General features: G+C 69.2%; 22 protein-coding genes. 13 read left to right on the top strand and 9 right to left on the bottom strand.

Features of this window, described 5'->3' with window-relative positions:
• Positions 1 to 185 precede the first annotated feature (185 nt).
• The 4 genes from STRVI_RS45265 to STRVI_RS45250 form a co-directional block, all read right to left on the bottom strand.
• Positions 186 to 575, bottom strand: a complete 390-nt coding sequence (locus STRVI_RS45265) for a hypothetical protein (protein WP_014043772.1) — start codon at positions 573 to 575, stop codon at positions 186 to 188.
• 741 nt (positions 576 to 1,316) lie between these two features.
• Entirely contained in the window at positions 1,317 to 1,691 is a 375-nt protein-coding gene (locus tag STRVI_RS45260; RefSeq protein WP_014043771.1) for a hypothetical protein, read from the bottom strand.
• On the bottom strand, positions 1,688 to 2,821 hold the full coding sequence (locus STRVI_RS45255) for a hypothetical protein (RefSeq protein ID WP_150112987.1): 1,134 nt from the start codon (positions 2,819 to 2,821) through the stop codon (positions 1,688 to 1,690). The genes STRVI_RS45260 and STRVI_RS45255 overlap by 4 nt, the downstream gene beginning before the upstream one ends.
• 346 nt (positions 2,822 to 3,167) lie before the next feature.
• Entirely contained in the window at positions 3,168 to 3,563 is a 396-nt protein-coding gene (locus STRVI_RS45250) for a hypothetical protein (RefSeq protein ID WP_014043769.1), read from the bottom strand.
• Positions 3,564 to 3,735: 172 nt separating this feature from the next.
• On the opposite strand from STRVI_RS45250, the gene STRVI_RS53300 reads away from it, so the two are divergent.
• A complete protein-coding gene (locus STRVI_RS53300) occupies positions 3,736 to 3,903 on the top strand; it encodes a hypothetical protein (RefSeq protein WP_014043768.1) in 168 nt (55 codons plus the stop codon).
• Between the two features lie 260 nt (positions 3,904 to 4,163).
• On the opposite strand, the gene STRVI_RS52385 is transcribed toward STRVI_RS53300, so the two are convergent.
• Positions 4,164 to 4,568 carry a type II toxin-antitoxin system Phd/YefM family antitoxin gene (locus STRVI_RS52385; protein WP_014043766.1) on the bottom strand — a complete coding sequence of 135 codons (405 nt, stop codon included), beginning with the start codon at positions 4,566 to 4,568 and terminating at the stop codon, positions 4,164 to 4,166.
• Positions 4,569 to 4,940: 372 nt separating this feature from the next.
• On the opposite strand from STRVI_RS52385, the gene STRVI_RS46965 reads away from it, so the two are divergent.
• The 6 genes from STRVI_RS46965 (at position 4,941) to STRVI_RS45215 (ending at position 10,502) form a co-directional block, all read left to right on the top strand.
• A complete protein-coding gene (locus tag STRVI_RS46965; RefSeq protein ID WP_014043765.1) occupies positions 4,941 to 6,668 on the top strand; it encodes a hypothetical protein in 1,728 nt (575 codons plus the stop codon).
• A 211-nt stretch (positions 6,669 to 6,879) separates the two neighbouring features.
• Positions 6,880 to 7,980 carry a hypothetical protein gene (locus STRVI_RS45235; protein ID WP_014043764.1) on the top strand — a complete coding sequence of 367 codons (1,101 nt, stop codon included), beginning with the start codon at positions 6,880 to 6,882 and terminating at the stop codon, positions 7,978 to 7,980.
• A 46-nt stretch (positions 7,981 to 8,026) separates the two neighbouring features.
• Complete coding sequence (locus tag STRVI_RS45230) at positions 8,027 to 8,557, top strand: hypothetical protein (RefSeq protein WP_014043763.1); 531 nt, start codon at positions 8,027 to 8,029, stop codon at positions 8,555 to 8,557.
• Positions 8,558 to 8,588: 31 nt separating this feature from the next.
• Positions 8,589 to 9,602: a hypothetical protein gene (locus STRVI_RS45225; RefSeq protein WP_014043762.1), complete on the top strand. Its 1,014-nt coding sequence runs from the start codon at positions 8,589 to 8,591 to the stop codon at positions 9,600 to 9,602.
• Between the two features lie 350 nt (positions 9,603 to 9,952).
• Positions 9,953 to 10,144 (top strand): hypothetical protein, encoded by a 192-nt coding sequence (locus STRVI_RS52380; protein ID WP_014043760.1) that lies wholly within the window; start codon positions 9,953 to 9,955, stop codon positions 10,142 to 10,144.
• A 94-nt stretch (positions 10,145 to 10,238) separates the two neighbouring features.
• Entirely contained in the window at positions 10,239 to 10,502 is a 264-nt protein-coding gene (locus STRVI_RS45215) for a hypothetical protein (protein ID WP_014043759.1), read from the top strand.
• Between the two features lie 127 nt (positions 10,503 to 10,629).
• On the opposite strand, the gene STRVI_RS49775 is transcribed toward STRVI_RS45215, so the two are convergent.
• The 3 genes from STRVI_RS49775 to STRVI_RS53295 form a co-directional block, all read right to left on the bottom strand.
• On the bottom strand, positions 10,630 to 11,730 hold the full coding sequence (locus STRVI_RS49775; RefSeq protein ID WP_014043758.1) for a DNA cytosine methyltransferase: 1,101 nt from the start codon (positions 11,728 to 11,730) through the stop codon (positions 10,630 to 10,632).
• 115 nt (positions 11,731 to 11,845) lie between these two features.
• The gene (locus STRVI_RS45205; RefSeq protein WP_150112986.1) at positions 11,846 to 12,397 is read right to left on the bottom strand and encodes a hypothetical protein; all 552 of its coding nucleotides are present in this window, start codon (positions 12,395 to 12,397) and stop codon (positions 11,846 to 11,848) included.
• A gap of 114 nt (positions 12,398 to 12,511) precedes the next feature.
• Entirely contained in the window at positions 12,512 to 12,664 is a 153-nt protein-coding gene (locus tag STRVI_RS53295; RefSeq protein WP_014043756.1) for a hypothetical protein, read from the bottom strand.
• A gap of 464 nt (positions 12,665 to 13,128) precedes the next feature.
• Here STRVI_RS53295 and STRVI_RS45200 point away from each other — a divergent pair, with 464 nt between their 5' ends.
• Positions 13,129 to 13,710 carry a hypothetical protein gene (locus STRVI_RS45200; protein WP_014043754.1) on the top strand — a complete coding sequence of 194 codons (582 nt, stop codon included), beginning with the start codon at positions 13,129 to 13,131 and terminating at the stop codon, positions 13,708 to 13,710.
• 211 nt (positions 13,711 to 13,921) lie between these two features.
• Here STRVI_RS45200 and STRVI_RS45195 read toward each other — a convergent pair whose 3' ends face one another.
• Positions 13,922 to 14,338 (bottom strand): HK97 gp10 family phage protein, encoded by a 417-nt coding sequence (locus STRVI_RS45195; RefSeq protein ID WP_014043753.1) that lies wholly within the window; start codon positions 14,336 to 14,338, stop codon positions 13,922 to 13,924.
• A gap of 246 nt (positions 14,339 to 14,584) precedes the next feature.
• Here STRVI_RS45195 and STRVI_RS45190 point away from each other — a divergent pair, with 246 nt between their 5' ends.
• The 5 genes from STRVI_RS45190 (at position 14,585) to STRVI_RS53290 (ending at position 20,400) form a co-directional block, all read left to right on the top strand.
• A complete protein-coding gene (locus tag STRVI_RS45190) occupies positions 14,585 to 14,908 on the top strand; it encodes a DUF1360 domain-containing protein (protein ID WP_014043752.1) in 324 nt (107 codons plus the stop codon).
• Positions 14,909 to 14,922: 14 nt separating this feature from the next.
• Positions 14,923 to 17,448: a Hint domain-containing protein gene (locus tag STRVI_RS45185; RefSeq protein ID WP_014043751.1), complete on the top strand. Its 2,526-nt coding sequence runs from the start codon at positions 14,923 to 14,925 to the stop codon at positions 17,446 to 17,448.
• Between the two features lie 33 nt (positions 17,449 to 17,481).
• Positions 17,482 to 19,785 carry a hypothetical protein gene (locus tag STRVI_RS46955; RefSeq protein WP_014043750.1) on the top strand — a complete coding sequence of 768 codons (2,304 nt, stop codon included), beginning with the start codon at positions 17,482 to 17,484 and terminating at the stop codon, positions 19,783 to 19,785.
• 95 nt (positions 19,786 to 19,880) lie between these two features.
• Entirely contained in the window at positions 19,881 to 20,204 is a 324-nt protein-coding gene (locus tag STRVI_RS45175) for a hypothetical protein (protein WP_014043749.1), read from the top strand.
• Between the two features lie 19 nt (positions 20,205 to 20,223).
• On the top strand, positions 20,224 to 20,400 hold the full coding sequence (locus STRVI_RS53290) for a hypothetical protein (protein WP_014043748.1): 177 nt from the start codon (positions 20,224 to 20,226) through the stop codon (positions 20,398 to 20,400).
• Positions 20,401 to 20,622 lie beyond the last annotated feature (222 nt).

Genomic DNA, 20,622 nt, shown 5'->3' with positions numbered 1-20,622 from the left:
CATCGCCGGAGCGCTCAACCTGCACCCCCCACCCGCGACCGACCACAACGGCAGACAACTTCCCCAGGTTCTTCGGGGCACCCTCCAAAAGGGCATCAGCAACGGTCATCGTCACAACGGAAGTGGCAGACATGGCAGGTGTCTCCGTTCGAGCGGGAAGAGCGGGGGGCAGGGGAGGCAGGGGGTTAGGCAACGGCCGATACGCCGTAGATCTGTCGGGCGATTCGCTTGCCGCTCTTCCGGCCACGCTTGCGCCCCTTACGCATGGCCTTGACCGCGTCCCGGACATCTGGCCGGGCAGAAACGCGCGTCCACAGAACAGCCACCACAGGGACGATCAGCCACCGGAGCACAACCCACCCGCAACGGACGGCCGTACGGAAGAGCCACCATGCGACCGGTGCGAGGAACAGCCACGCCACCACCCGCACACCCTTGACTGCCCACAGCGCACGGGCCGGAGCCTTGAGCCACACCCACCCGACGAACACAGCAACGGTCACGACCCAACCGGCCACCGTCGACCATGCCTGTACGGGGGTCGGGGTCGGTGTGGTGGTGCGGGTGCCTGCCATCGGTGCTCCCTTGGGGTGCTGTCTGTAGCGGTATCCACAGCATCCCCTACGCGGGGGGGCGTCTAACCCGAAGAGGGTGTTCTCGACACCCATTCGTTACAGATTCGTTATCTGCGAGGCAGGACACCCCCACCAACACCCACACCAAACGGACACCCCCCCACAGGGACCCCCACCCCCCCGCACCCCCCCGTCGGGGGCACCCACAGGGGCACCCAGGGGGCACCCACAGGGGCACCCACAGGGGGCACCCACAGGGGGCAGGCAGGCAGGCAGGGCAGGGGGCAGGGGGGAGGGGGTAGGGGGCAGGGCAGGGGGAGGGTAGGGCAGGGGGTGCATGCAGGGACAGACCAACAGCAACCGCAACGATCACGGATGATCACGCACCACCGGCACAGACTGGGACAGTCACCCGCAGGACATCGCAGATGAGTGCGAATCGCTCGCGCGCGCCCGCGGAAGGGTTCCCCCCCGCATACGATTCCGGGTCTGCCGGCGAAGCCGCTTGACCGGTACACGGCAATATCGGCCGGGAGTCAAGACCGGCGGGCGCCCTGTGGGCCTCGACCCCGCGAGGGCGCCCGCCGCCCAGCTCGCCTGCACCGGGCGGTGCGGCCGTCTTTCGTCGCTGACGGCGCAATGCGCCGACGAGACGGCGTGGGTTCAAAGATCATCTCACGCCGCCACTTCCACAGGGGGCGCAACGTCCGAAACGTTCCGAAATGATCCTAAAACGGACAATCAGGCGTCGAGTAGTCCGAGAGCGGCCTGGGCCGCGGTGACGCCGTCGCCGTTCACCTCGGCCGCGGTGGCGAGCACATCAAGCAGCGAGTCGTCCCACAGGTCGCCGAGCACCGGGGCGTACATCGAGCGGAAGAACTCGGCCGCCCACTGCTCGCCACGGCGGTAGGCGGTGGCGACACCGACCTCGACCGCGGCCCCGTACGGGATGGGCAGCACACCCCGCGCCTCTTGCCGGCGCAGTTCCTTGCACATGGCCAACCAGCAGGCGGCCACCGGGAGGGGGATCTTCAGATCGCTGGCTACCTGGGCGATCCGGTCCAGGTCGGCTATCGGCACGCAGTCGTACGGGCCGTGGTCGTGCAGGGCAGTCATGAGCGGCGGTCTCCGTCCTCGGTGCCGTACGTCGGCGGCGGCATCGTGGGGGTGTCGAACGATAGCGGAATGGGTGAGCCGTCCTCCGGCCGGTCCTCCGGCCGGTCGTCCGGCTCGGCGATCAGCGCGTAGCAGCGGATGCACAGGCCCTTGTCGTTGCTGGGCGAGACGGGCCGGGTGAACCGGCAACCCTTGCCGTGCAGGCCCTGACAGCGGTCGGCCTTGGCCAGCTCGGCGCGCATCCGGTCACGGCCGGTCCGACGGATGGCTTCCTGGGAGACGGCGCTGCCCCACCGGTTGCCCGCAGGATCACCGTCGATCGTGGCCACGGACGTCGGGACCGGCTGTTGGCCGTGCTCTCCTCCACCCCCTCGATGATCTTCTTTTCGGGCGCCAGTCCCGGCCACCCAGGGACCTGTACCTAGGTGACTACAGATAGTTCCCTTACTACCTAGAGCCCCTATAGGAAGAGGGGGGTCGTCCGCATGACCCTGCTGGGGGTCGTCTGCATGACCCCGTGGGGGGTCATCTGCATGACCCCCAGAGGGGGTCGTCTGCATGACCCCCAGCTCTGAGTTATCCACAGGGCTTTCCACGGCCGTCCGGGGTACCTCGGCGAGCACCTGGAGAGCTTCCTCGTGGGCCTTGATCAGGCGGCGGGCGTCGGCCTGCTTCGTCATGTCGCGGCGGGTGCGCGGCTTGAAGCCCAGCTCGGCCGCCGCCGCCAGACACCGGCCCATGGACTCCGGGCTCCCGGTGGGGATCGTGGCCTGGTAGACGGCCTGTCGGCCCATGGCGGCCTGCCTGACCATGCGCAGGCACCCCAGGGCGATCAGCAGCTTCAGCATCCGGCCCGTCTGCACCTTGCTCATCTCCGTCAGCTCGCACAGCGACGGGTCAGGCCGGTCGTCGCGGGCGCGGCCGGTGCGCTCCTTGGCCGAGTACGCGCCCCGTCCGCCGACGTCGCACAGCGCGGCGAAGTCGTAGGCGACCAGCAGCAGATCCCGCCGGCAAGGGAGCGTGGACAGATTCGGCTCCGCGAGCAGGGTGCGGACGATCCGGCGCCAGGACTGAACCGTGAAGCTCACCTGCGGTCCGTCGTCGTCGGCGTGGGGCTGGCGAAGGGGCATGGCAGAGGTCACTTCTGGCCTTCCTGGGCCTTCTCCGGTACCGCCAGTCGGGGGATGGTGTACCTTCGAAGAGCCTTATCTGATCTGAGCGAACAGTGGGCATCGGCTCGCGGAAACGCGAGTCATGTGGTCCGTGACCTGGGAATCACGGTCCACGGGGGCAGCGTAGGTGTCCGCTGAGGAGGTCGCGGGCCCGGGGCTCCGAGCAGCAGGCCCGGCCGGTTGTGGTGACCGGTCGGGCCTTTGCTTTGCGCTGCAAGAGGGACGAGACGGGCATGGTGTCCATGATGGTGACACTCGCCCCGTCTGATCGCAGTGCGCGCCCTTTGCCGGGCGCGCCGGTGTGTCAGGCCGCGTTCGCGTCTTCGCTTTCCCCCTCGTTCATTACCTCGCGGTAGGCGACGGCGGCGGCGCGAATGGCCGCAAGAACGGCCTTGGCCTGGCGTTCGTCGACCTCTTCACCGCGGGTCCGGCGCCGACGGGCCTTGAGCTTCATGGCCTTGGTGGCGGACTCGGTCAGGTTCAGCTCGTTGCGGAGCCGGACCGACAGGCCACGACCGGGGCCGCGGACGCCGACCTTTTCGACGAGGGTGGTGAACAGGGCATCCCGCAGGGCGTAGGCCAGCGGGTACATGGTCTCAAGCAGGTCGACATCCCGCACGACGTGCACGACTTCGACGATTGCCGGGTCGTGGCGCTCCTCGTCGGTGAGGGTCCCGTTGCGCTGCTGGTGGGTTCGCATGAATCGAATGCTTGCACACAGAGTGGATTCACGCAATACCGGTGTTACCAATACCGGTTCGAGGGGTATCGTGCATGTAGACGGCACCCTTCGCAGGAGCTTCGCAGGGGCGCCGAGAGAGTCCACGAGTACGCAGCAGCCAGCAGCTATCTGAGTAAAGGACCCCCTCAGCATGGACGAGCAGTCCACGGGCGCCAAGCCGTCGCGCCCGTACGGCATCCACTGGTTCTCCCCCCGTGGCCCGCGCGAACGATGGAGGCCGACGTCCCTGGAAGTGCGTGACGTAGCCGTCGCCGCGGTCTTCCTGTTCGCAGGAATCGCGCTGGCCGTTCTGCGGTGATGGTCACGGCCGCGCCGCCGAGCGGCGCCGGTGAGACGCACCCGCCGCAGATGACCAGCAGCATCTGCCCTGACTGTCGCGGCCAGGTGAGCGGCGTGGGGCACCGGTACCACTGCCAGAACTGTGACTGCCTGTTCAGCGAGCACCCGGCGGACCAGGGCGTAGCGCCCATCCCCTCGCACTCCTGGAACCGGCACCGGCCGCGCCGCTGAACGGGCCGTACACCTGAAGGGGGCCGCAACCAGTGGTTGCGGCCCCCTTCAGGTACCGGCCTCCTGCTCCTCTTCCGGTGTCTCGCCGGCGGGAGGGCCGATCGCCTTCACCCGCTCGTTGTACCAGGGGATCGGCACGAGCACGCACGCCATGCCCCACACCCGCTTCAATTCGAAGAACGCGCCTTCTTCGACGACCGCTTGCACCATGTGAGCAAGTTGCCCGCGTTGCGCGTCGTGGACAGGTTGTTCTGGGAAGGCGAGGGTTACCGACCTAATCGTCGGGGCGGGGTTGAGGCCGCGACAGGCGCGCTTGAACCACTCACGCGGCGCGCCGACGCATGCGGGGGAGTGTCGCAAGGTCACAGTGAATGGGACCTCTTTGTCCTCTTGGGCCTCTCTGAGGAGTTTGCCCAATTCTCTCCGGGCTTGGCTGATCAGGACAGTCTTCATAGGGCCAGTATTACGCACTATGCGGTTGACGTGCCAGTCCCGGACAGTGTGTGATACTGCCCATGAGAACACGGAGCATCACATGGCGCAGCGGCCACCCAAGGTATCGGCAGAGACCGTCCGCAAGCTCCAGATGCTCCACGCCGCGCGGACGCTCCCCACCGATCGGGGTACCGCCGCCTGCATCGCTCACGCCGATCTCTACGGCCGCCTCACTGTGTCCCTCCGGCCCGACCCAGAGGACCGGATGAATGCGGCGGCCATCTGTGCTACCTGCCCGCTGCTCGCTCTTTGCCCCGTAGCCGTCACCAACCCGGGAGGATGACTCCACCCGGCGGGCTACTCGGCGCCACCGAATAGGACCCGACCCGCATGAACCCGCTCGACCACCTTCCCGAGTCACCCCCCGACCCGACGGTGGCGACCGTTGCAGCACTCGGCGTCGCCACCACCGCCATCCTGTGCTATTACGCCTTCCTGGGCAGCAGGAAGGCGGTCGCCTTCCTGCACGGCAAGGTCTCCGTCGCCGTCGCGCTAGGCTTCGGCGCCGCCCTCGGCTTCACGCTCTTCTCCGCCGACTCCTCCTGGCGCTTCGCCGGGAAGATGGGCATGGCCGACAAGTGGGAGCGCGGCATCCTGTTCGGCGTCGCCGAACTCGGCGTGCTGGCCCTGGTCTTCATGGCCCGTCAGAACCTCAACGGCCCCGAGGCGACCCCCGGCATCCCCGGCACGCTCGTCAAGGTCGTCGTCGGCGTCCAGGTCATCCCCGCCTTCGAGGTCTCCAACGGCTTCTGGATCGGCGTCGTCCGCGCGTTCTTCGGCCCCATCATGGCGATGTTCATGTGGCACCTGATGCTGGGCATCGAGCTGAAGCACAAGCGGCCCGACGCGCAGAACAACTCCATGACTGCCCAGATCGCCCGCGAACTGCGCACCCGGATCTTCGCCTACATGGGCCTGGCCCAGCGCAACCGCACCGCCGAGGAGATCATCGCGGACCGTCACCTCGGCCTGGCGGTCGAGCTGTACGCCGTCCTCGCCATCCTGGAAGAGGATGACGGGAAGAAGGGCTACTTCAAGAAGCGCACCATCGCCCGCCTGCACAGCAAGGCGTCCCAGCACGCCTCGCGCGGCTGCGGCGGCGACCCCAAGCGCCGCCAGATGCTGACCCGCCGTCTCGCCGAGCGGCGCCAGGCCCGCAACCTTGCCACCATGGACCTGCCCGAGGCGTGGGACACCAGCGAGATCCTGACCCCCGACGCGCACGCCCTGTCCATGCAGACCCGCCACCAGGTCCGCCAGGGCCTGGTGCGCGCCGTCACGCCGGTCCAGCCGCTCTACCCCCTCCCGAAGCACACGGTGTCCTCGCCGCTCGCCGGTCTGCCGCCGCTGGAACCCTCCCTGGAGGAGATGGCCGCGGTGCTGAAGGGCAAGAACCGCAAGGCGACGGCCGGTACGCCGCGCATCGCCTTCGCGTCGATAGATACCGGCCTGGACGACCCCCGCAAGGGCGGGGGCGAGGAGTTCCCGGGCAGCGAGAAGACCGGCGACCAGCAGGACAAGGGCACCGGGGAGGCCCCGGCGGCGGAGGAGCCGGAGCCCGACCCGGAGCCCGACCCGGAGCCCGACCGGCAGCCGGTTCCCGTGCCTCCCGCCGAGGCCGCGCGCCCGCACCCCGAGCACACCCCGCTTCCCGCCCCGCGGCCGGAGCCGGTCAAGGAGACCGTCCCCGCCGGCGCAAGCGTCCCCGAGCCGCGGCCCGCGGCCGGGGAAGCTCATGACCAGGGCGGCGAGAAGCCGGAGGAAGAGCCAAAGGAGCAGCCCGGCCCGACCGGCGACGAAGGCGGCGACGAGGAGAAGGAGCCCGAGGACGGCGCCGAGCTGACTCCCCGGCAGCGCTCCCGCAAGGATCGGGCCGACGCCCGCGCCGCGTACGGCGCTTCGGTGGTCGCGGGCAATCCCCTGGAACCCAAGGCGCTCGGCGAGCAGTTCGGCAAGGGCCTGCGCTGGGGTCAGAAGTGCATCCAGGAATGGAACGAGGAGCAGGAGCGCCAGCGCAGCCGCGGCGGGAAGCGGTTCCAGGTCGTAGGCGGCAACTAGTACGCGGACCGTACAGTCCGTGATACTTTTTAGAGGTGCCCGGAAGTACACACCCCGGGTACCTCTACGCTCGTACGCGCCCAACTCGCGCATTTAGAACAGCCGTTCCTTATAGGCTCTCCCACCCAAGACATGCGAAAGCCCTCGGTCCACCTGGCCGGTACGTCCGAGGGCTTTCTCTCCCAGCCATGACGCAAGGAGTGCAGACATCATGACGGATGACATCCGTCCGCGTACAGGCAGGTGGCCGCACGGTCCTTTCCTGGTCCTGCCCGACCCCGACGAGAAGCCGCCCGCCGACAGCGTCGTGCCGGACGAGCCGAGCGTCCCTCCGGCTCCGACCGCCCCGCCCGCCGCGGCGGACACCGAATCGGACACCAAGCCGGTCAAGAAGACCGCCCCCGAGCCGGAAACCGCAGGTGAGAGCGGCACGAAGGCGGACACGGGACCGGACACCGGCACGACCAAGAAGGCGTCCGAGAAAGCCCCGGAAGGCAGGCCCGCCAAGCTCTTCAAGAAGGGCGAGGACGAGGACGATCCGGACGGCGACGATGCCGAGGACGACGACACGGCGGCAGGAGAAGGGCCGGAAACGATCGCTGCCGGGAAGGCCGACGCCCCCGCTCCTGCGGCCCCGGCCGCCGAGGGCCAGGAGGACGACCGCAGCATCGTCGCCCGCGTCCGTCGGCGGGCCGCACTCCTCCGCCAGGGCGACCGGTACGCCCGCCGCCGCATGCTGGCCGCGAAGTACGCCACCGGCGTGGTGATCGGCTGGGGCTTCGGCGTCAACCAGTGGGCACACGACGCCTTGGTCCGTGCGCACCAGGACCCGGGCACTGCCGTGTGCCTGCTGGCCGCATCCGCCGGCGCGTACAGCGCGTGGACGTTCACGGGGAAGATGCAGGGAATCCTCCAGCCGGTCTTCAGCTCGATCGGCCAGCTCTTCTCGGGCATCGGCCGCATCTTCAGCGTGATTCCGGTCCTCGGCCCGCTCGTCGACTTCACCGTGAACACCTGGAACGCGATCTTCGCGCACTACGTTCCGTTCCGCGTGATCGCCTCGGCCGTCGGCGGCTACTTCGCCTTCCCGTTCGGATACGTCGCCGTCGGCTACGCCCAGTCCAAGGGCATCGACACGACCACGCTGACCCCGCACATGGTGGGCCTTGCCGCCACCGGCGCGCTCTGGTTCGTCATCGACCGGCGCACCGAGGCGTTCGCACAGCACCTTCCGGGCCACGTCTTCCACTGGGCGACCTGCACTCTCACGGGCACCGTCGGTCTGACGACCGCCCTCTACACGACCTCCTGAATCTCCCCCTCCCCGCTCAGACTCAGACCCGTGAAAGGGCCTACTCATGCGCACCTCGATCGCTGCCGCTGCCATGTTCGTCCACGACAAGGGCATTCAGTCTCCCGAAACCAGCCTGTTCCTCCACGAGCACGCTGTGACCCTTCTCGCCGCCGGGGGGAGCGGGGGATTCATCAGCGCCGTCGGCCGCCTGGGCGCCTTCGGCCTGACCCTGGTGCTCCTGGTGCTCACCAAGGGCCTGGTGTCGTCCGGCAAGGCCAACGGGAAGCCGTGGATTCTGGTGCTCCTCGGCCTGATGATCGCCGGGTCGTTCGCCTACGCGGGCGGCTTCCTGGAAGACCTCAATGGCATGGCCCTGGAATTCACGAACATGATCAACGATCTCGGACTCGGTGAGGCCACTCCGTCGGCCATCGGCGTCTGCGTCGCCCTGGTCCTGTGGCTCTTCCCGCTCAAGCCGATGCACCGGATCTTCTGGGGCTTCATGGGCTACGTGACCTGGTCCGCGGCCGACGGAAGCCTCTTCAAGAACATCGGCGACCTCGTGGACCACCTGGTCCAGCGGTTCGCGGGCTGACCCACCACACGGACAGGAAGGAGGAACCACGATGAGCACCGTCGAACCTGAGAAGACGCTCCCCGCTCCCGGCGGGGAGGAGGTCCCCGCCGGGCCTCCGCGGCTCCTCCTGCTCAAGACGGCGCCGGTGCCCGATCCGGCCGGGCCGGTCGACGAGCCGGAGGACGAGCCCGCGCCGGCGGAAGAGGAGGCCCCGGAGGAGGACGAAGGAGGAGAGACCGGCGGCGAGCGTGAGCCCGGCGCGCTCGCGCGGGCGTGGGTCTGGTTCCGGGACGGGTGGCGGGAGATCGTCGGCGTCCTGGAGTTCCGCAAGTTCGTCATCGAGACGGTTGAAGACATGATCGTCTCCTCCAAGTACCTGCCCCGTCTGGCCTTCGACTGGGCGTTTGACCCCGATCCGCGCACCGACGACGACGCGTGGAAGAAGATGGGCATTCGGCTCCTGGTCGTCGTCGGCCCCCCGGCCGGTGGCGTCTTCCTGATGCTCCGGCCGGGCGGCGAAGTCGTCCTGCCCATCGGCATCCTCGCGTGGGTGATCGCCTCGTGGTTCGTCGCCGAAGATGCCCGCATGGACGCCAAGTTGCGCAAGCTCGCGCGGAAGAAGAAGGCGAATGCGGGCAGTCAGGCGCAGGTTCAGCGGCTGGCCAAGAAGTACAACCTCAGCCCCGGCGACGTCGCGGAGCTGATGAAGGCGAAGGACGAGAAGCAGAAGGGGAAGAAGGTCTCGCTGGAGAAGGACCCGGTCGACGACGATCCGGAGCCCGAGGAAGGCGAGGAGGAGCCGCGGGCGTGGACCCAGGAGGACATCAACCGGTACGTCTGGGACTGGGTCCTGGAGCAGATCGGCAAGAAGAACGGCATCCACCTGGACGTCCTCCTTCAGCGGGCCAAGGAGAAGGAAGGGGTGCCCAAGCTCGTCGAGCCGGAGACGACGCAGCCGGACTTCCGCCGTGGCCTGGAGGCGCGCGGGGTCACGGTCGGCCAGGTGAAGGTGAACGGCGACAACAGGACCGGCGTGAAGAAGAGCGACGTCCCGCGTGCCTGACGGCACGGGCCGCGCGACGCGATGTGCTGGGACACGGGGCTTCACCCGCGAAGGATGGGCCCCGTGTCCCTTTCTGCCAGCGAGAGGATCGGTGATGGCGTCGAAGGCGCGCGGCGCGGGTGATCTGCCTCACGGGCCCCTTCCGGAGGCCCAGGTCATCCCGGGGGTGGAGGAGTACCTGAACGAACTGGCCGATGTCTACCCGGTATCGTGGCTTGACGAGCAGGCCGCACAGTCCCGTACAGTACGTGACAGTTCGGGGCGCGCCGAAGACGAACCGCCCACTCTCTTCCGAAGACTCCCCCCTCACTATCCGGACCGCCGGTGATCCCGGCCAGAAAGGGCCCACCATGCGTACCCCGATAGTCCGTTGGATTCGCAGGCGCCGACCGGCGCCAACCGGCGGCACCCGGATCTACCTCCCCGACACCTCCGTGTCCGCGGCCTGCCGCTACTACGGCTACCCGGACGCCCCGGGAGCGGACTGGCCCGAGCTGAGCACGCACTTCAAGATCCGCCGCGCGATCGGCGAGCCCGTCTGAACCCTGGAGAAGGCCCTACCTGATGCCCCCGTTCTGCCACCGTAGAGCGGGGCATCACCATGTCTGCCGAAGACGCTCACGAAGGAGCACGACCATGACCACCCCCAGACCGCACATCCCGCAGCAGCCCAGCAGCTACGTGCCGCCGAACATCGTCATCAGCAACACCGTGGCCCCGTCGGTCTCGGCCTCGTCCTCGGCGGCCGCGGCGGCCGTCGGCGGGTACGGGCCGCTGATGCGCAAGCGCCGCCAGTCCTTCTGGGCGCACTTCTGGCTGGCCATCTTCACGGCCGGGATGGGCAACGTGGTCTACGCCTGGTGGATCAGCCGGTGGAACGACAAGCGCGGCCTGTACTGAACCCGGGCTGATCACCACACTGACGTGCGGCGATGAGCGCCCAGGGCGACGCCGGGGCGCCTTCGAATCCCAGGTTCTCGTACAGCTTCTAACGGGGGCCGCGAAGTTTTCGCGGCCCCCGTTAAGGTCAGCGGACCGGGTCCAGGTCCAGCAGGAGTTGCACAGCCTCTTCCGCGCACAGCTCCTCGTTGCTGAAGCGCTCGCGCAGGATGGTCAGTGCCATCACGGCCTGCTGCGGCACGACGCCGTTGCCCAGCACGGTGAACTGCCGGGTCCGCGAGATGCCGGGGACACCGGTCACCCAGTGCTGGGGGAGGCCCATCATCCACTCCACGAACTCCGGCGTGATCCTCCGGCCGGTCTTCACCCAGCCGATCGGGCACGGTGCCGGTCGGCCGATCAGCTCTTCCCAGCGCCTGATCGCCTGCTCGTACCGTCCCCAGACGATCCCGCATCCGGGGTCGTCAGCATCCGGACAGCCACACCCAGGGGAAGTCCCTGACCGTTTCCGTTGATCTTCTTCGCCAGATTCCGCTGACGCCGCGCCTCCCAGCTCTCCAGGGGCTCGGCCTCGTTCGGATTCGAGGCTGACGGAGTCGGCAGCAGCACCCACTCCACCTCGTCCGCCAGCGTCGGGCCATGGCCGCCGCGCTTGCGCTTGTCCGGGTGCTGAGTCCCGCCATTGGAGCCAATGTTCGAGGTCGGAGTCTTCAGCAAAGGCGCGGCGGGCCAGGATGAAGGTTCTGTCGCGCCGGTGCGGCGCGCCGGCGTCCGATGCGCGTAGGCACAGCCACTCCGCATCGAACCCGAGCAGGGCCAGATCGCCGAGTACGGCGCCCAGTGCCCGCAGTCGGTCTTGCGGTCTTTCGTGTCCCACACACCGCGTGCAGGGTTCCAGCACGCCATGGGCCCGTTGGGAGAGGAGGCCGCGGACATTTTCGATCACCACCCAGGTTGGTTGCAGGATCTCGATGGCCCGCGCGACGTCTCGCCACAGCCCGGACCGGTTGCCCTCGCGCATCCCGTCACGGGGACCGGCGATCGAGACGTCCTGGCATGGGAAGCCTGCGGCGAGGATGTCCACGCCTTCGACGCCGGTGAAGTCGACGGCTTTCAGGTTTCCCAGGTTGGGCACGTCAGGGAAGTGGTGGGCGAGGACAGCCGCGGGCGCGGCGGCGTTTTCGCAGTGCCAGACGGTTCGGGCGTTGAAGACGTGCTGGACGGCCATGTCCAGTCCGCCGTATCCGGAGCAGAGGGAGCCAAGGCGTGGTGCCATGAACCGGATGAAAGACGGTCAAAGCGGTCATAGAGGCGCACCACGCCGAAGTTCGCCGGCCGAGCTCCTACGACGATCCGCTCTGACAGCCGGGGCACGGGAGCGGGCTCGTGACCGGAGCGGAGCCGGGGAGCTGGCGGGAGCGCGCGGTACTGATCCCGGCCCGGCTGCGCTTGGAGGGGGTGACGTACCGAAGGGGACGGGTGCCGGGCAGGTTCGGCTGCGGCCCGTCCTCGCTGGCGAAGGTGGTGGGTCGGAAGCTGTCCATGCTGATCCCTGTGGCGGTGTGGATGGATGCGGTCGGCCCCGGATCGGGCTCCTCGTCCGCGGCCATCTCCGCGCGGTCACTGCCCGGGTCGCGCCGATGGCGTGAGCGGATGCCTCGTACACCGCGGCGGCCGTCCAGGTCCCGCCGGGCGGAGACGTGGGGCTCGGAGTGGTCGTCGGAGTGGTGCTCGGTGCGGCGCACGGTGACGTCCTGCTCGGACGGGGAGCCGCTGTCGCGCCCGTCCTCGCCCCGGCCGGTGCCGTGCGAGCCGGAGGACTCGCCGCCGGAGGCGGACTTGTCGAGCGCCGGGTTGGCCTCGTCCTGGGGGTCGGTCGGGTCCTTCTCGGGCACCTTCGCGCGTGGCTTCAGCGGCCACCGCTTCGGCGCGAAGGAGGGTTCACGCCCCGAAGGGCTCCCGCCGGTTCGGCGGGAGCCCTGGGACCACATGTCGTGGAGGCCCATCTACTACCGGCCGCGCGGGCTGTAGGAGAAGGCGCCGCCGGACGCCGCGAACGGACGGCCGCCCTTGCTGGTGCTCTTCTTCTTCTTGCTGCCGGACTTCTTGCCCTTGCGGAGGTTCGCGGCGTTGCCACCACGGCCCTTTGCCATGACGATCATGGTGTCTCTCCTCCGGCGTCCTTCTGGGCGCCTTGGGTAGGCGGGCTGACCTTGGACTTCCTCTGGCCCCAGGGCAGGAGACGCTTCAGCCTCTCCAGCCGGGTGGGCTCCTTGGGGGCCTCGGGGGTCGATGGTGACTGTTGCTGGCAATCCGGGGAATCTGCCATAGCGTTGTGCCTCCGGTGCTCGGGGGCCCTGCCATGGGGCCCGGACACGCCGCGCCGGACGGAGCGCCGGTGGCGCAGCGGACACCAGCACCGGCCCCTGGCCTGATCCATGGTGTGCCGGGCGGTGCCGCTTCCCATGAAATCCCCAGACCGGTATGACCAGTACGGATGCCACTAACAGGACACACCTCTTGGGCGCCGGCAGCAACCATGAAGAGGATCGTCGTTGCTCTGTTCGAAGTACGATGTGTACTTGTTTGTGGCAACTCCGCTGGAGGTCACGACAAGCGAGGACCCATGAACCAGACCAGCATGAGCGTTCCGGTCTCCTATGAGGCCGGGTTCGACATCTACCGTCGCGCCGGCATCAAGAAGGCGACGTTCGACAAGCTCTCTTCGGGGCCCTGGTGCCCGCAGCCGGACATCTACATCGGCTTCCAGCCCGGCTGGAAGCCGTGCAGGGCCACGCGGTGGCTGAAGGAGACCGGGCGTATCGACGTCCACGGGCGCCCAGCGCGGGCCGACCGTGCGGGTCGGCCGCGGCGCGACGAGGAGCCGCCGCGCTGGTACCGCAAGCGTCCCGTGCGGTACCTGACGGCTGCGGAGGCGGCCCGGCTTCTCGGTCGCGAACGCAAGATCATCGGGCGCATGAAGACGGCCGGGTACGGGCCGCAGGCGGCCGTGCTCATCGGCGATCTGGAGGGCTACGACATCGGCGAGGTGGTGCGCCTCGGCGAGCAGTACGGCTGGGTCGAACCGGGCGGTGCGTCGGTGCGCCAGCAGTGGAAGGAGCTATGCCGCTACCGCAACCGCTCGCTCAAGGGCAGAACGATGGCCACGAAGGCGAGAAAGCGCGAGAGCGTGGCCACCGTGGCGTAGCGGCACCAGCCCCCGCAGGCCGGGTCTCCGCAGGGGCGCGGTCGGTCTCGCACGAATGATCCTAGAATGGGGGGTGTTGGGGGCTGTCGTGCCCGGCCCGGGTAGCGCTGGGCATTCGGGGGCGCCAGATGTGCATGGCCTGGGTAGCTGCCCACAAGGGCGCGATGCGCGCATGGGCCCCGTCTCGGCGGAGACGGGGCCCTTCTTCGTGTCAGCAGGGAAGCGGCGTGACGGGGTAGGGCTGTCCGCGGCGCAGGCCCTCGATCATGAAGCGCTGCGGCGGCTGGCCGGAGACGGAGTCGACGACCCACTTGCGGCCCCGCCAGAAGAACACGAGCTTCGGGGCCCGCTTGGGGACGATCGGCCCGCGGCCGACGTGGACGCCGGTGCCGCAGTTGGGGTACGGGGCGTAGCGGAGGGGGGAGCCGATGTGCCAGATCACCAGCGGTCCGGCCACCGTGCGCTTGGTGGTGATGGACGCCTTCAGGCGGCCGGTCTCCGCCGGTGCGAGGGCCTTGCAGGCGCGTTCGACGTTGGCGGCGTGCCGGGAGAAGTGCCGGTCGACGAGCCCTCCGCGGCCCTTGAGCAGGTGGTTGATGGCGCCGGCGTTGAGTCGTGGTGTGGCCATGGCGTCGTGTCCTCCTCCAGCCACAGGGCGATGATCGTCCCGAGGATGCCGATGTAGAAGGGAAGGTTGGTGTAGCCGATGGGGGGCTGTTGCCAGATGGCGTAGGTCCAGGTGCAGAAGAGCGAGATGAGCTGTATCCATCCCATCCCTAATGGTCGCATCTGAGGCGCTTAGCGACGACAGTTCAGTTACGCCACGTATGAGTGCTACCGGGCACGATGTCCGGTTTTAAGTACCCTCGCCCCCGTGGACCCGATCACTGCCCTCACCGCCCTCGGCGCGACCGCGCGCATCACCCGCCTCATCGGCAGGGACAGCATCACCTTCCCCCTGCGTGACCGCCTTGCGAAGAAGGCGACCCCGCCGGACGAGGACGCTGAGCCCAAGGGCTTCTGGCCCTGGCTCAACGAGCTGATCGGCTGCCCCTGGTGCATGTCCATCTGGGTGGCCGCCGGAGTCACCCCGGCCGCGATCGAGTACGGCGACACCCTCGCCTATCAGTGGTCGGCGGGCTTCCTCACGCTCTCCTGGCTGACCGGCCTCGCCGCTCAGCACCTGGACGCGAGGTGAGCTGAGCAGTGCCCATGTTCCCTCGCGTCACCCGGCGGTCCACGGTTACCCACACCCGGCAGATCGTGCTGCCCGACGACAACCCCCACCCCCCGCGGACCATCGGCACAGCCACGATCGCCTCTGCGGCCCTGATCACCCGCGACCGCGTACGGCCGGTCTCCCAGGCCGCGGACTGGCAGATCGACGCGTGGGAGCTGTACGACTCCGTCCCCGAGCTGCGCTTCGGGATCGGTTGGATCGCGAACGCCTGCTCCCGGGCCCGGCTCTACATCGGCCGCATCGACCCCGAGGGCACCGCCGCGCCGGTGGCGATCGAGAACTCCGACCCGGGCATGGACAAGGTGCTCCAGCCCTACTACGAGCTGTTCGGCGGCCAGCTCGGGCAGGGCGAGATGCTGCGCCGCCTGGCCACGCACATCAACCTCGTGGGCGAGACCTACATCTGCGGGTACGACCACCCCGAGGACCACGAGCGGATCTGGCAGGTCGTCAACTCCGCGGAGGTGGCGAACTCCACCGCGGGCACCATGCAGATCACCCCGCCCGACGAGCCGGACCCGGTGGAGATCGACACCGACAACGCGGCCCTCATCCGGATCTGGCGCCCGCACCCGCGCCGGAACTGGTACCCGGACTCGCCGGTCATCTCCCTGCGCGGCGCGTGCAAGGAGCTGCTGGACCTCTCGGGGCACATCTCCGCCTCCGCAGAGTCGCGTCTCGCCGGCGCGGGCCTGCTCTTCCTCCCCGACGAGCTGACGTTCCCCCAGCCCGCCGCAGGCGAGGGCGTCAACCCCATCCACAGCGATCCCTTCACCGCCTCCCTCATCGAGGCGATGATGACGCCGCTGAGGGACCGCGGCAGCGCCTCAGCCGTCGTGCCGATCGTGGTCCGCGGCCCGGCGGAGGCCGGGAACGGGATCAAGCACTTCTCCTTCTCCACCCCGCTGGACGCCGCGGCGGCCGACCTGCGCGACGCGGCCACCAAGCGCATCGCGAGTGGTCTGGACATCCCCGCGGAGATCCTGCTGGGCATCGCGGACATCAACCACTGGTGCGTGCCGGAGACGACGCAGATCCTCACCCGTGACGGCTGGAAGACGTTCGACCAGCTCAAGCGCGGCGAGGAGGTGATGACCCTCGATCACCAGACGGGCTTGCCGCAGTGGGGCCCGTGCGAGGAGATCAACACTTGGAACGTGCTGGCTGAGCCGATGGTCGAGATCCACGGCGAGGGCCACCACTCGCTGACCACGCATGCGCACCGCTGGCCGGTGCGCTCCCGTCACGGCGTGCCGATGTGGGTGACCTCCAAGGAACTGCTGTCCGCGGAGCTGGGCTACTTCCACATCATCACCGACACCGACACCGGCGCCGCCGGGCTGTCCCTGGAGGCCCGCGGCCGGTTCACCCCGCAGAAGGGCCAGGTCACCGAGACCTACTACACGGGGACCATCTGGTGCCCGACCACACCCAACCGGACGTGGCTGGCCCGGCATGAGGACACCGTCTTCTGGACCGGGAACTCGGTGTGGGCGCTCGAAGAGTCAAGCATCAAGATCCACATTGAGCCGTTGCTGGCGCTGATCTGCGATGCCCTGACGTACCAGTACCTGCGGCCGTCTCTGGAGTCCCTGGGCGTCGCGGACGTTGAGCAGTACGCGCTCTGGTACGACGTGTCGGACCTGGTGCAGCAGGCCAACCGCCCGCAACAGGCCCTCCAGGCGTACCAGCAGGGTGCGCTGGGGGAAGCCGCGCTGCGCAGCGTGCTGGGCTTCGGCGAGGAGGACGCGCCGACCAAGGAGGAGCGCAACCGGCACGTCCTTCAGTCCGTGGTCGCCACGCAGGGCCTCATTGCGCCGCTGCTGCTTCCGCTGCTGGGCATCGACACACCGGACCTGCGCGAGTACGCGGCCAACCAGGTCGCCTCGTCCTCGCCGGTCCCGCCCAAGCAGGGCCCGCAGGGGGCTCCGGGCCAGCAGAACAAGTCCAGCTCGGCCGGTGGTGCGACGTCGGGCGCCGGGGGCAAGAAGGCCCCGCAGAAGTCCGGGCGCCCCGCGGAAGAGGGTGCGAAGGACCGGCCGCAGCCCAAGCAGAAGGGCGCTCCGGCCGGGCCGAGCGCGCCGGGAGCGGCGGCTCTGGAGAAGGCCGTGGAGCTGGCGGCGGTCCGGGCGCTGGACAAGGCGGGCGGCTGGCTGCTGTCCCGTCAGCCGCGGCCGGTGCGGGCGCAGTACCGGGAGGTCCCGCAGCACGAGATCCATGTGCACCTGGAGCCGAACCCCGAGCAGACAGACCTGATGCTCGCCGGTGCGTACCGGGATCTGCACCTGGTGCTGCCTGAGTGCCCGTGCACGCACGAGTTGGTGGACGTCTACGTGCGGGCGCTGATCAGCGAGGGGCGTCCGCACGATCCGGTGCTGCTGCGGGCCGTGATGGCGGAGCGCGGATGCCCGGAGTGGGCTGACCTGTCCGCGACACCGAGTGAAACGGACACATCAGTACCGGATGGGTCGAAGGGCTCTACTGTGATCAAAGGTTAAAGTCGCCACAAACCGTCACTTCGTGAGGCGATGATGACTGTAACCACTGATACCGCACCCAATTCGACGACGGAGGGCGCTGACGAGGCCCCCGTCCCCGGCACGTGGAGGGGCGTCCTCGCCCCGCTCGGCGTCTTCGCCTCCTCCCGTGACCGGCGACTGCTCGCCCGTCCGGGCGACGGCGTACCGCGCACCCGGCCCCTGCCCCTGCCCCTGCTGTACCAGGACGCCCTTGCCCCCGGTCACGAGGGCGGTGTGCCGGTCGGCGTGATCGACCACGCGTGGATCGAGGGCGATCTGCTGATGGGCGAGGGCCGGTTCGACATGGAGGACGAGCGGGCGGCCGACGTCGCCCGCAAGGTCCACCAGAACTGGCTGAGGTTCGTCTCCGTCGACCTGGACGACGACTCCCACGAGATCGGCTGCATCGGCGACAATCGCTCCCTGGTCGGCTGCGACCAGTACGCGGCCAGCGACGATCCCGAAGAGCTGCCCTCGCACCAGGGGATCGTCTTCAGCGACTGGCGGCTGATGGGCGCCACCCTCGTCAGCCAGCCCGCCTTCCCCGAGGCGTTCCTGTCCTCCTACACCTCCACGGCCGAGGTCGAGGGCGAGCCGCTGACCGATACCTCCGCCATCACCGCGGCGGCGATCGGCAACACGGGCCTGCCCTTCGCCGACCGCGGCCGGTCCTGGGACGGCGCCGGCGCGAAGAAGCGGATGATCGACCGCGCCAAGCGGGAAGACGGCACGCTGGACCTCTCCAAGCTCGCCCAGGGCTTCCTGTACCGAGACGAGAAGGCCGACGCCACCCTCGTCACGTCCTACAAGTTCCCCTTCGCCGACGTGATCGACGGCGAGCTGAAGGCGGTCTTCGCCGGAGTCGTCGCCGCGGCGTCCGTACTCCAGGGCGGCCGGGGCGGCACCAGCGTTCCCACCGCGGGCCTGAAGTCCAAGATCGGGACCCTCTACAGCCGCGCCGCGAAGGCGTTCAACGACCCCGAGATCAAGCCGCCGTGGACCGGCACCGCCAAGACCGCGGCCACCCTGGTCCGCTCGTCGACCACGCCCCTGGCCGTCGGCCAGTTCGCCCCTGACAACTGGAAGCCCCCGGCGCCCTGGTTCGACCGGCCGCCGTTCTCCGAGGGCACCCCGTGGACCATCGCCGGAGACCGGGTCTTCGGCCACCTCGCCCAGTGGAACGTCTGCCACATCGGGGTGGAGAAGCGGTGCATCATGGCTCCGCCCTCCCAGACCGGCTACGCCTACTACTCCACGCGCCTGCTGGAGACCAAGGGCGGCGGCATCCGCGAAGTCGGCCTGATCACCATGGACACCGGCCACGCCAGCCTCGAAGCGCTCCCGGCCGCGGCGACCGCCCACTACGACAACACCGGCACCATGGCGGCCGTCGTCGCCGTCGGCGAGGACGAGTTCGGCATCTGGTGTGCGGGCTCTCTCCTGCCGCACCTGACCGAAGAAGAGCGCCTGCGCATCCAGCTCTCCGCCCTGTCAGGCGACTGGCGCGCGGTGCGCGGCGGCATGGAGCTGGTGGCCGCGCTCGCCGTCAACGTGCCCGGCTTCCCCCAGACCCGGGCCCGCGCCGGCGCCCAGGGCGCCCCGTTCGCCGCGGTCGGATGCGGCGCGGTCGGCCAGGATGCCGAGAAGCGTGAGGAGCGGGCCGAGCGGGTCTTCGCCGCCGAACGTACCGCGCGCGTCCAGCTCGCGGCCAACCGCATCACCCGCTCGCGCATCGCGTCCATGACCAAGCGCATGGCCGAGATCGGAGACGCGTACACCCGGGTCGGCGAGTCCGCAGCCGCAGCCACGTTGGCGGCGGCCGACGGCGGCGACAACCAGGAGGGCGATCCTGACGGCCCGTATCACGAGGAGCTGGCCTCGTTCCTCATCGAGGCCCTTCAGGACCCCGGCATCCTCGACTCCTGCACGCCCGATGAGGAGGAGGCGGCGTCGTACGCCTCCGTCCTCCAGGCCGAGGAGTTCCGCCGGGGCAACGGCCAGAACTGGATCGAGAAGACCACCACCGGTCATCTGCCGACCTTCATCCGCCGCGTGGCAGACCACCTGATGGCCAAGGGGATGACCGAGTCCCACGCCATCGCCACCGCGGTCAACGTGGTCAAGAAGTGGTGCCGCGGCGGCGCGAACGGCAACCCGGCCGACGGCCTGAACTGGCCCAAGACCCAGCGCGTCACCCCCAAGACCCGAGCCCAGGGCTGCGCCGACGTCGCGCACTGGGAGGCCAAGCGCGCCGAGACCCGGGCCAAGAGCACCGAGGACGCCGAAGCCCTGGCGGATGCGGGGGTGGCGTCATAGCCGCTAACAAGAAGTCGGCCGGTGACGGCACCTACCGGCCGACGGTCGCCGAGTTCCACGCGCTGCGCGAGGCCCTGGACCGCACCGAGGAGGACTTGGCCCTGGTCCTCGGCGTGCTCGCCAGCATGTGGCCGTCCTCGCTGACACCCATCGAGGGCGGCACCCACACGCGCGTCGTGATCGACACCCCGGCCGGAGAGGTCACCTTCGCCTTGCGCAAGGACGCGGCCAAGCGCATGTGGCACGTCCCCGAGGTCAGCGAGCGCAAGCCCGACCAGGACGCCGCGCGCCTGCGCGATCAGCGGCTGATGCAGCTCGCCGGCGGCATCGTTCCCCAGGCGCCGCACCCCCTGGCGGCACCCCCCACACACCTGCGCGTGACCGACCGGCGAAACGGCCGGGACTCCCGCGGGGACTGAAAGAGAACAGGAGAATGCCATGAGCGCTTTCGGCTGCTCGACCTGCGGCGGGCGGCGGACGACGACCCCGGCCGGAAAGACGGTCGTCTTCCGGCACTACCGGCCCGACGGCTCCCGCGTCGACTTCTACATCAAGGACGATGCGGACCGTTCTGTGGCCCAGCACGGAGGCTACTGGGAGCAAACTACACGCTGAAGAGTGAACGTTGCGCGGTACTCGGTGGCAACAGGGCTAGGGTACTGATCACCGGACCCTCGGTCCGAACGGCCCAGGCCCCTCCCACGGTCTGCCTGGGCCTGGTTGTGCCGCCTTCCCGCGGAGAACGCCCTACTCCCCCCCCAGGGCGTGACCCATCCACACTCAAGCGGGAAGGCGGCCTTTTTCGTGCCCGCACGCCAGCGTCCAGGGTGCGTTTGA

Origin of the sequence: Streptomyces violaceusniger Tu 4113 (assembly GCF_000147815.2) — a bacterium.
Lineage (GTDB): Bacteria > Actinomycetota > Actinomycetes > Streptomycetales > Streptomycetaceae > Streptomyces > Streptomyces violaceusniger_A.
Note: the sequence above shows the minus strand (reverse complement) of the source record. Positions and strands in the feature narration are given on the sequence as shown.

What these genes read in the sequence shown, in the direction of transcription:
- STRVI_RS52380 (WP_014043760.1), top strand. Translation starts at nt 9,953, where the DNA reads ATGCGTACCCCGATAGTCCGTTGGATTCGCAGGCGCCGACCGGCGCCA.
- STRVI_RS45195 (WP_014043753.1), bottom strand. Translation starts at nt 14,338, where the DNA reads ATGGCCACACCACGACTCAACGCCGGCGCCATCAACCACCTGCTCAAG.
- STRVI_RS45250 (WP_014043769.1), bottom strand. Translation starts at nt 3,563, where the DNA reads ATGCGAACCCACCAGCAGCGCAACGGGACCCTCACCGACGAGGAGCGC.
- STRVI_RS46965 (WP_014043765.1), top strand. Translation starts at nt 4,941, where the DNA reads ATGAACCCGCTCGACCACCTTCCCGAGTCACCCCCCGACCCGACGGTG.
- STRVI_RS45260 (WP_014043771.1), bottom strand. Translation starts at nt 1,691, where the DNA reads ATGACTGCCCTGCACGACCACGGCCCGTACGACTGCGTGCCGATAGCC.
- STRVI_RS45255 (WP_150112987.1), bottom strand. Translation starts at nt 2,821, where the DNA reads ATGCCCCTTCGCCAGCCCCACGCCGACGACGACGGACCGCAGGTGAGC.
- STRVI_RS45230 (WP_014043763.1), top strand. Translation starts at nt 8,027, where the DNA reads ATGCGCACCTCGATCGCTGCCGCTGCCATGTTCGTCCACGACAAGGGC.
- STRVI_RS45225 (WP_014043762.1), top strand. Translation starts at nt 8,589, where the DNA reads ATGAGCACCGTCGAACCTGAGAAGACGCTCCCCGCTCCCGGCGGGGAG.
- STRVI_RS46955 (WP_014043750.1), top strand. Translation starts at nt 17,482, where the DNA reads ATGACTGTAACCACTGATACCGCACCCAATTCGACGACGGAGGGCGCT.
- STRVI_RS45265 (WP_014043772.1), bottom strand. Translation starts at nt 575, where the DNA reads ATGGCAGGCACCCGCACCACCACACCGACCCCGACCCCCGTACAGGCA.
- STRVI_RS45185 (WP_014043751.1), top strand. Translation starts at nt 14,923, where the DNA reads ATGTTCCCTCGCGTCACCCGGCGGTCCACGGTTACCCACACCCGGCAG.
- STRVI_RS53300 (WP_014043768.1), top strand. Translation starts at nt 3,736, where the DNA reads ATGGACGAGCAGTCCACGGGCGCCAAGCCGTCGCGCCCGTACGGCATC.
- STRVI_RS45200 (WP_014043754.1), top strand. Translation starts at nt 13,129, where the DNA reads ATGAACCAGACCAGCATGAGCGTTCCGGTCTCCTATGAGGCCGGGTTC.
- STRVI_RS45215 (WP_014043759.1), top strand. Translation starts at nt 10,239, where the DNA reads ATGACCACCCCCAGACCGCACATCCCGCAGCAGCCCAGCAGCTACGTG.
- STRVI_RS53290 (WP_014043748.1), top strand. Translation starts at nt 20,224, where the DNA reads ATGAGCGCTTTCGGCTGCTCGACCTGCGGCGGGCGGCGGACGACGACC.
- STRVI_RS52385 (WP_014043766.1), bottom strand. Translation starts at nt 4,568, where the DNA reads ATGAAGACTGTCCTGATCAGCCAAGCCCGGAGAGAATTGGGCAAACTC.
- STRVI_RS45235 (WP_014043764.1), top strand. Translation starts at nt 6,880, where the DNA reads ATGACGGATGACATCCGTCCGCGTACAGGCAGGTGGCCGCACGGTCCT.
- STRVI_RS49775 (WP_014043758.1), bottom strand. Translation starts at nt 11,730, where the DNA reads ATGGCCGTCCAGCACGTCTTCAACGCCCGAACCGTCTGGCACTGCGAA.
- STRVI_RS53295 (WP_014043756.1), bottom strand. Translation starts at nt 12,664, where the DNA reads ATGATCGTCATGGCAAAGGGCCGTGGTGGCAACGCCGCGAACCTCCGC.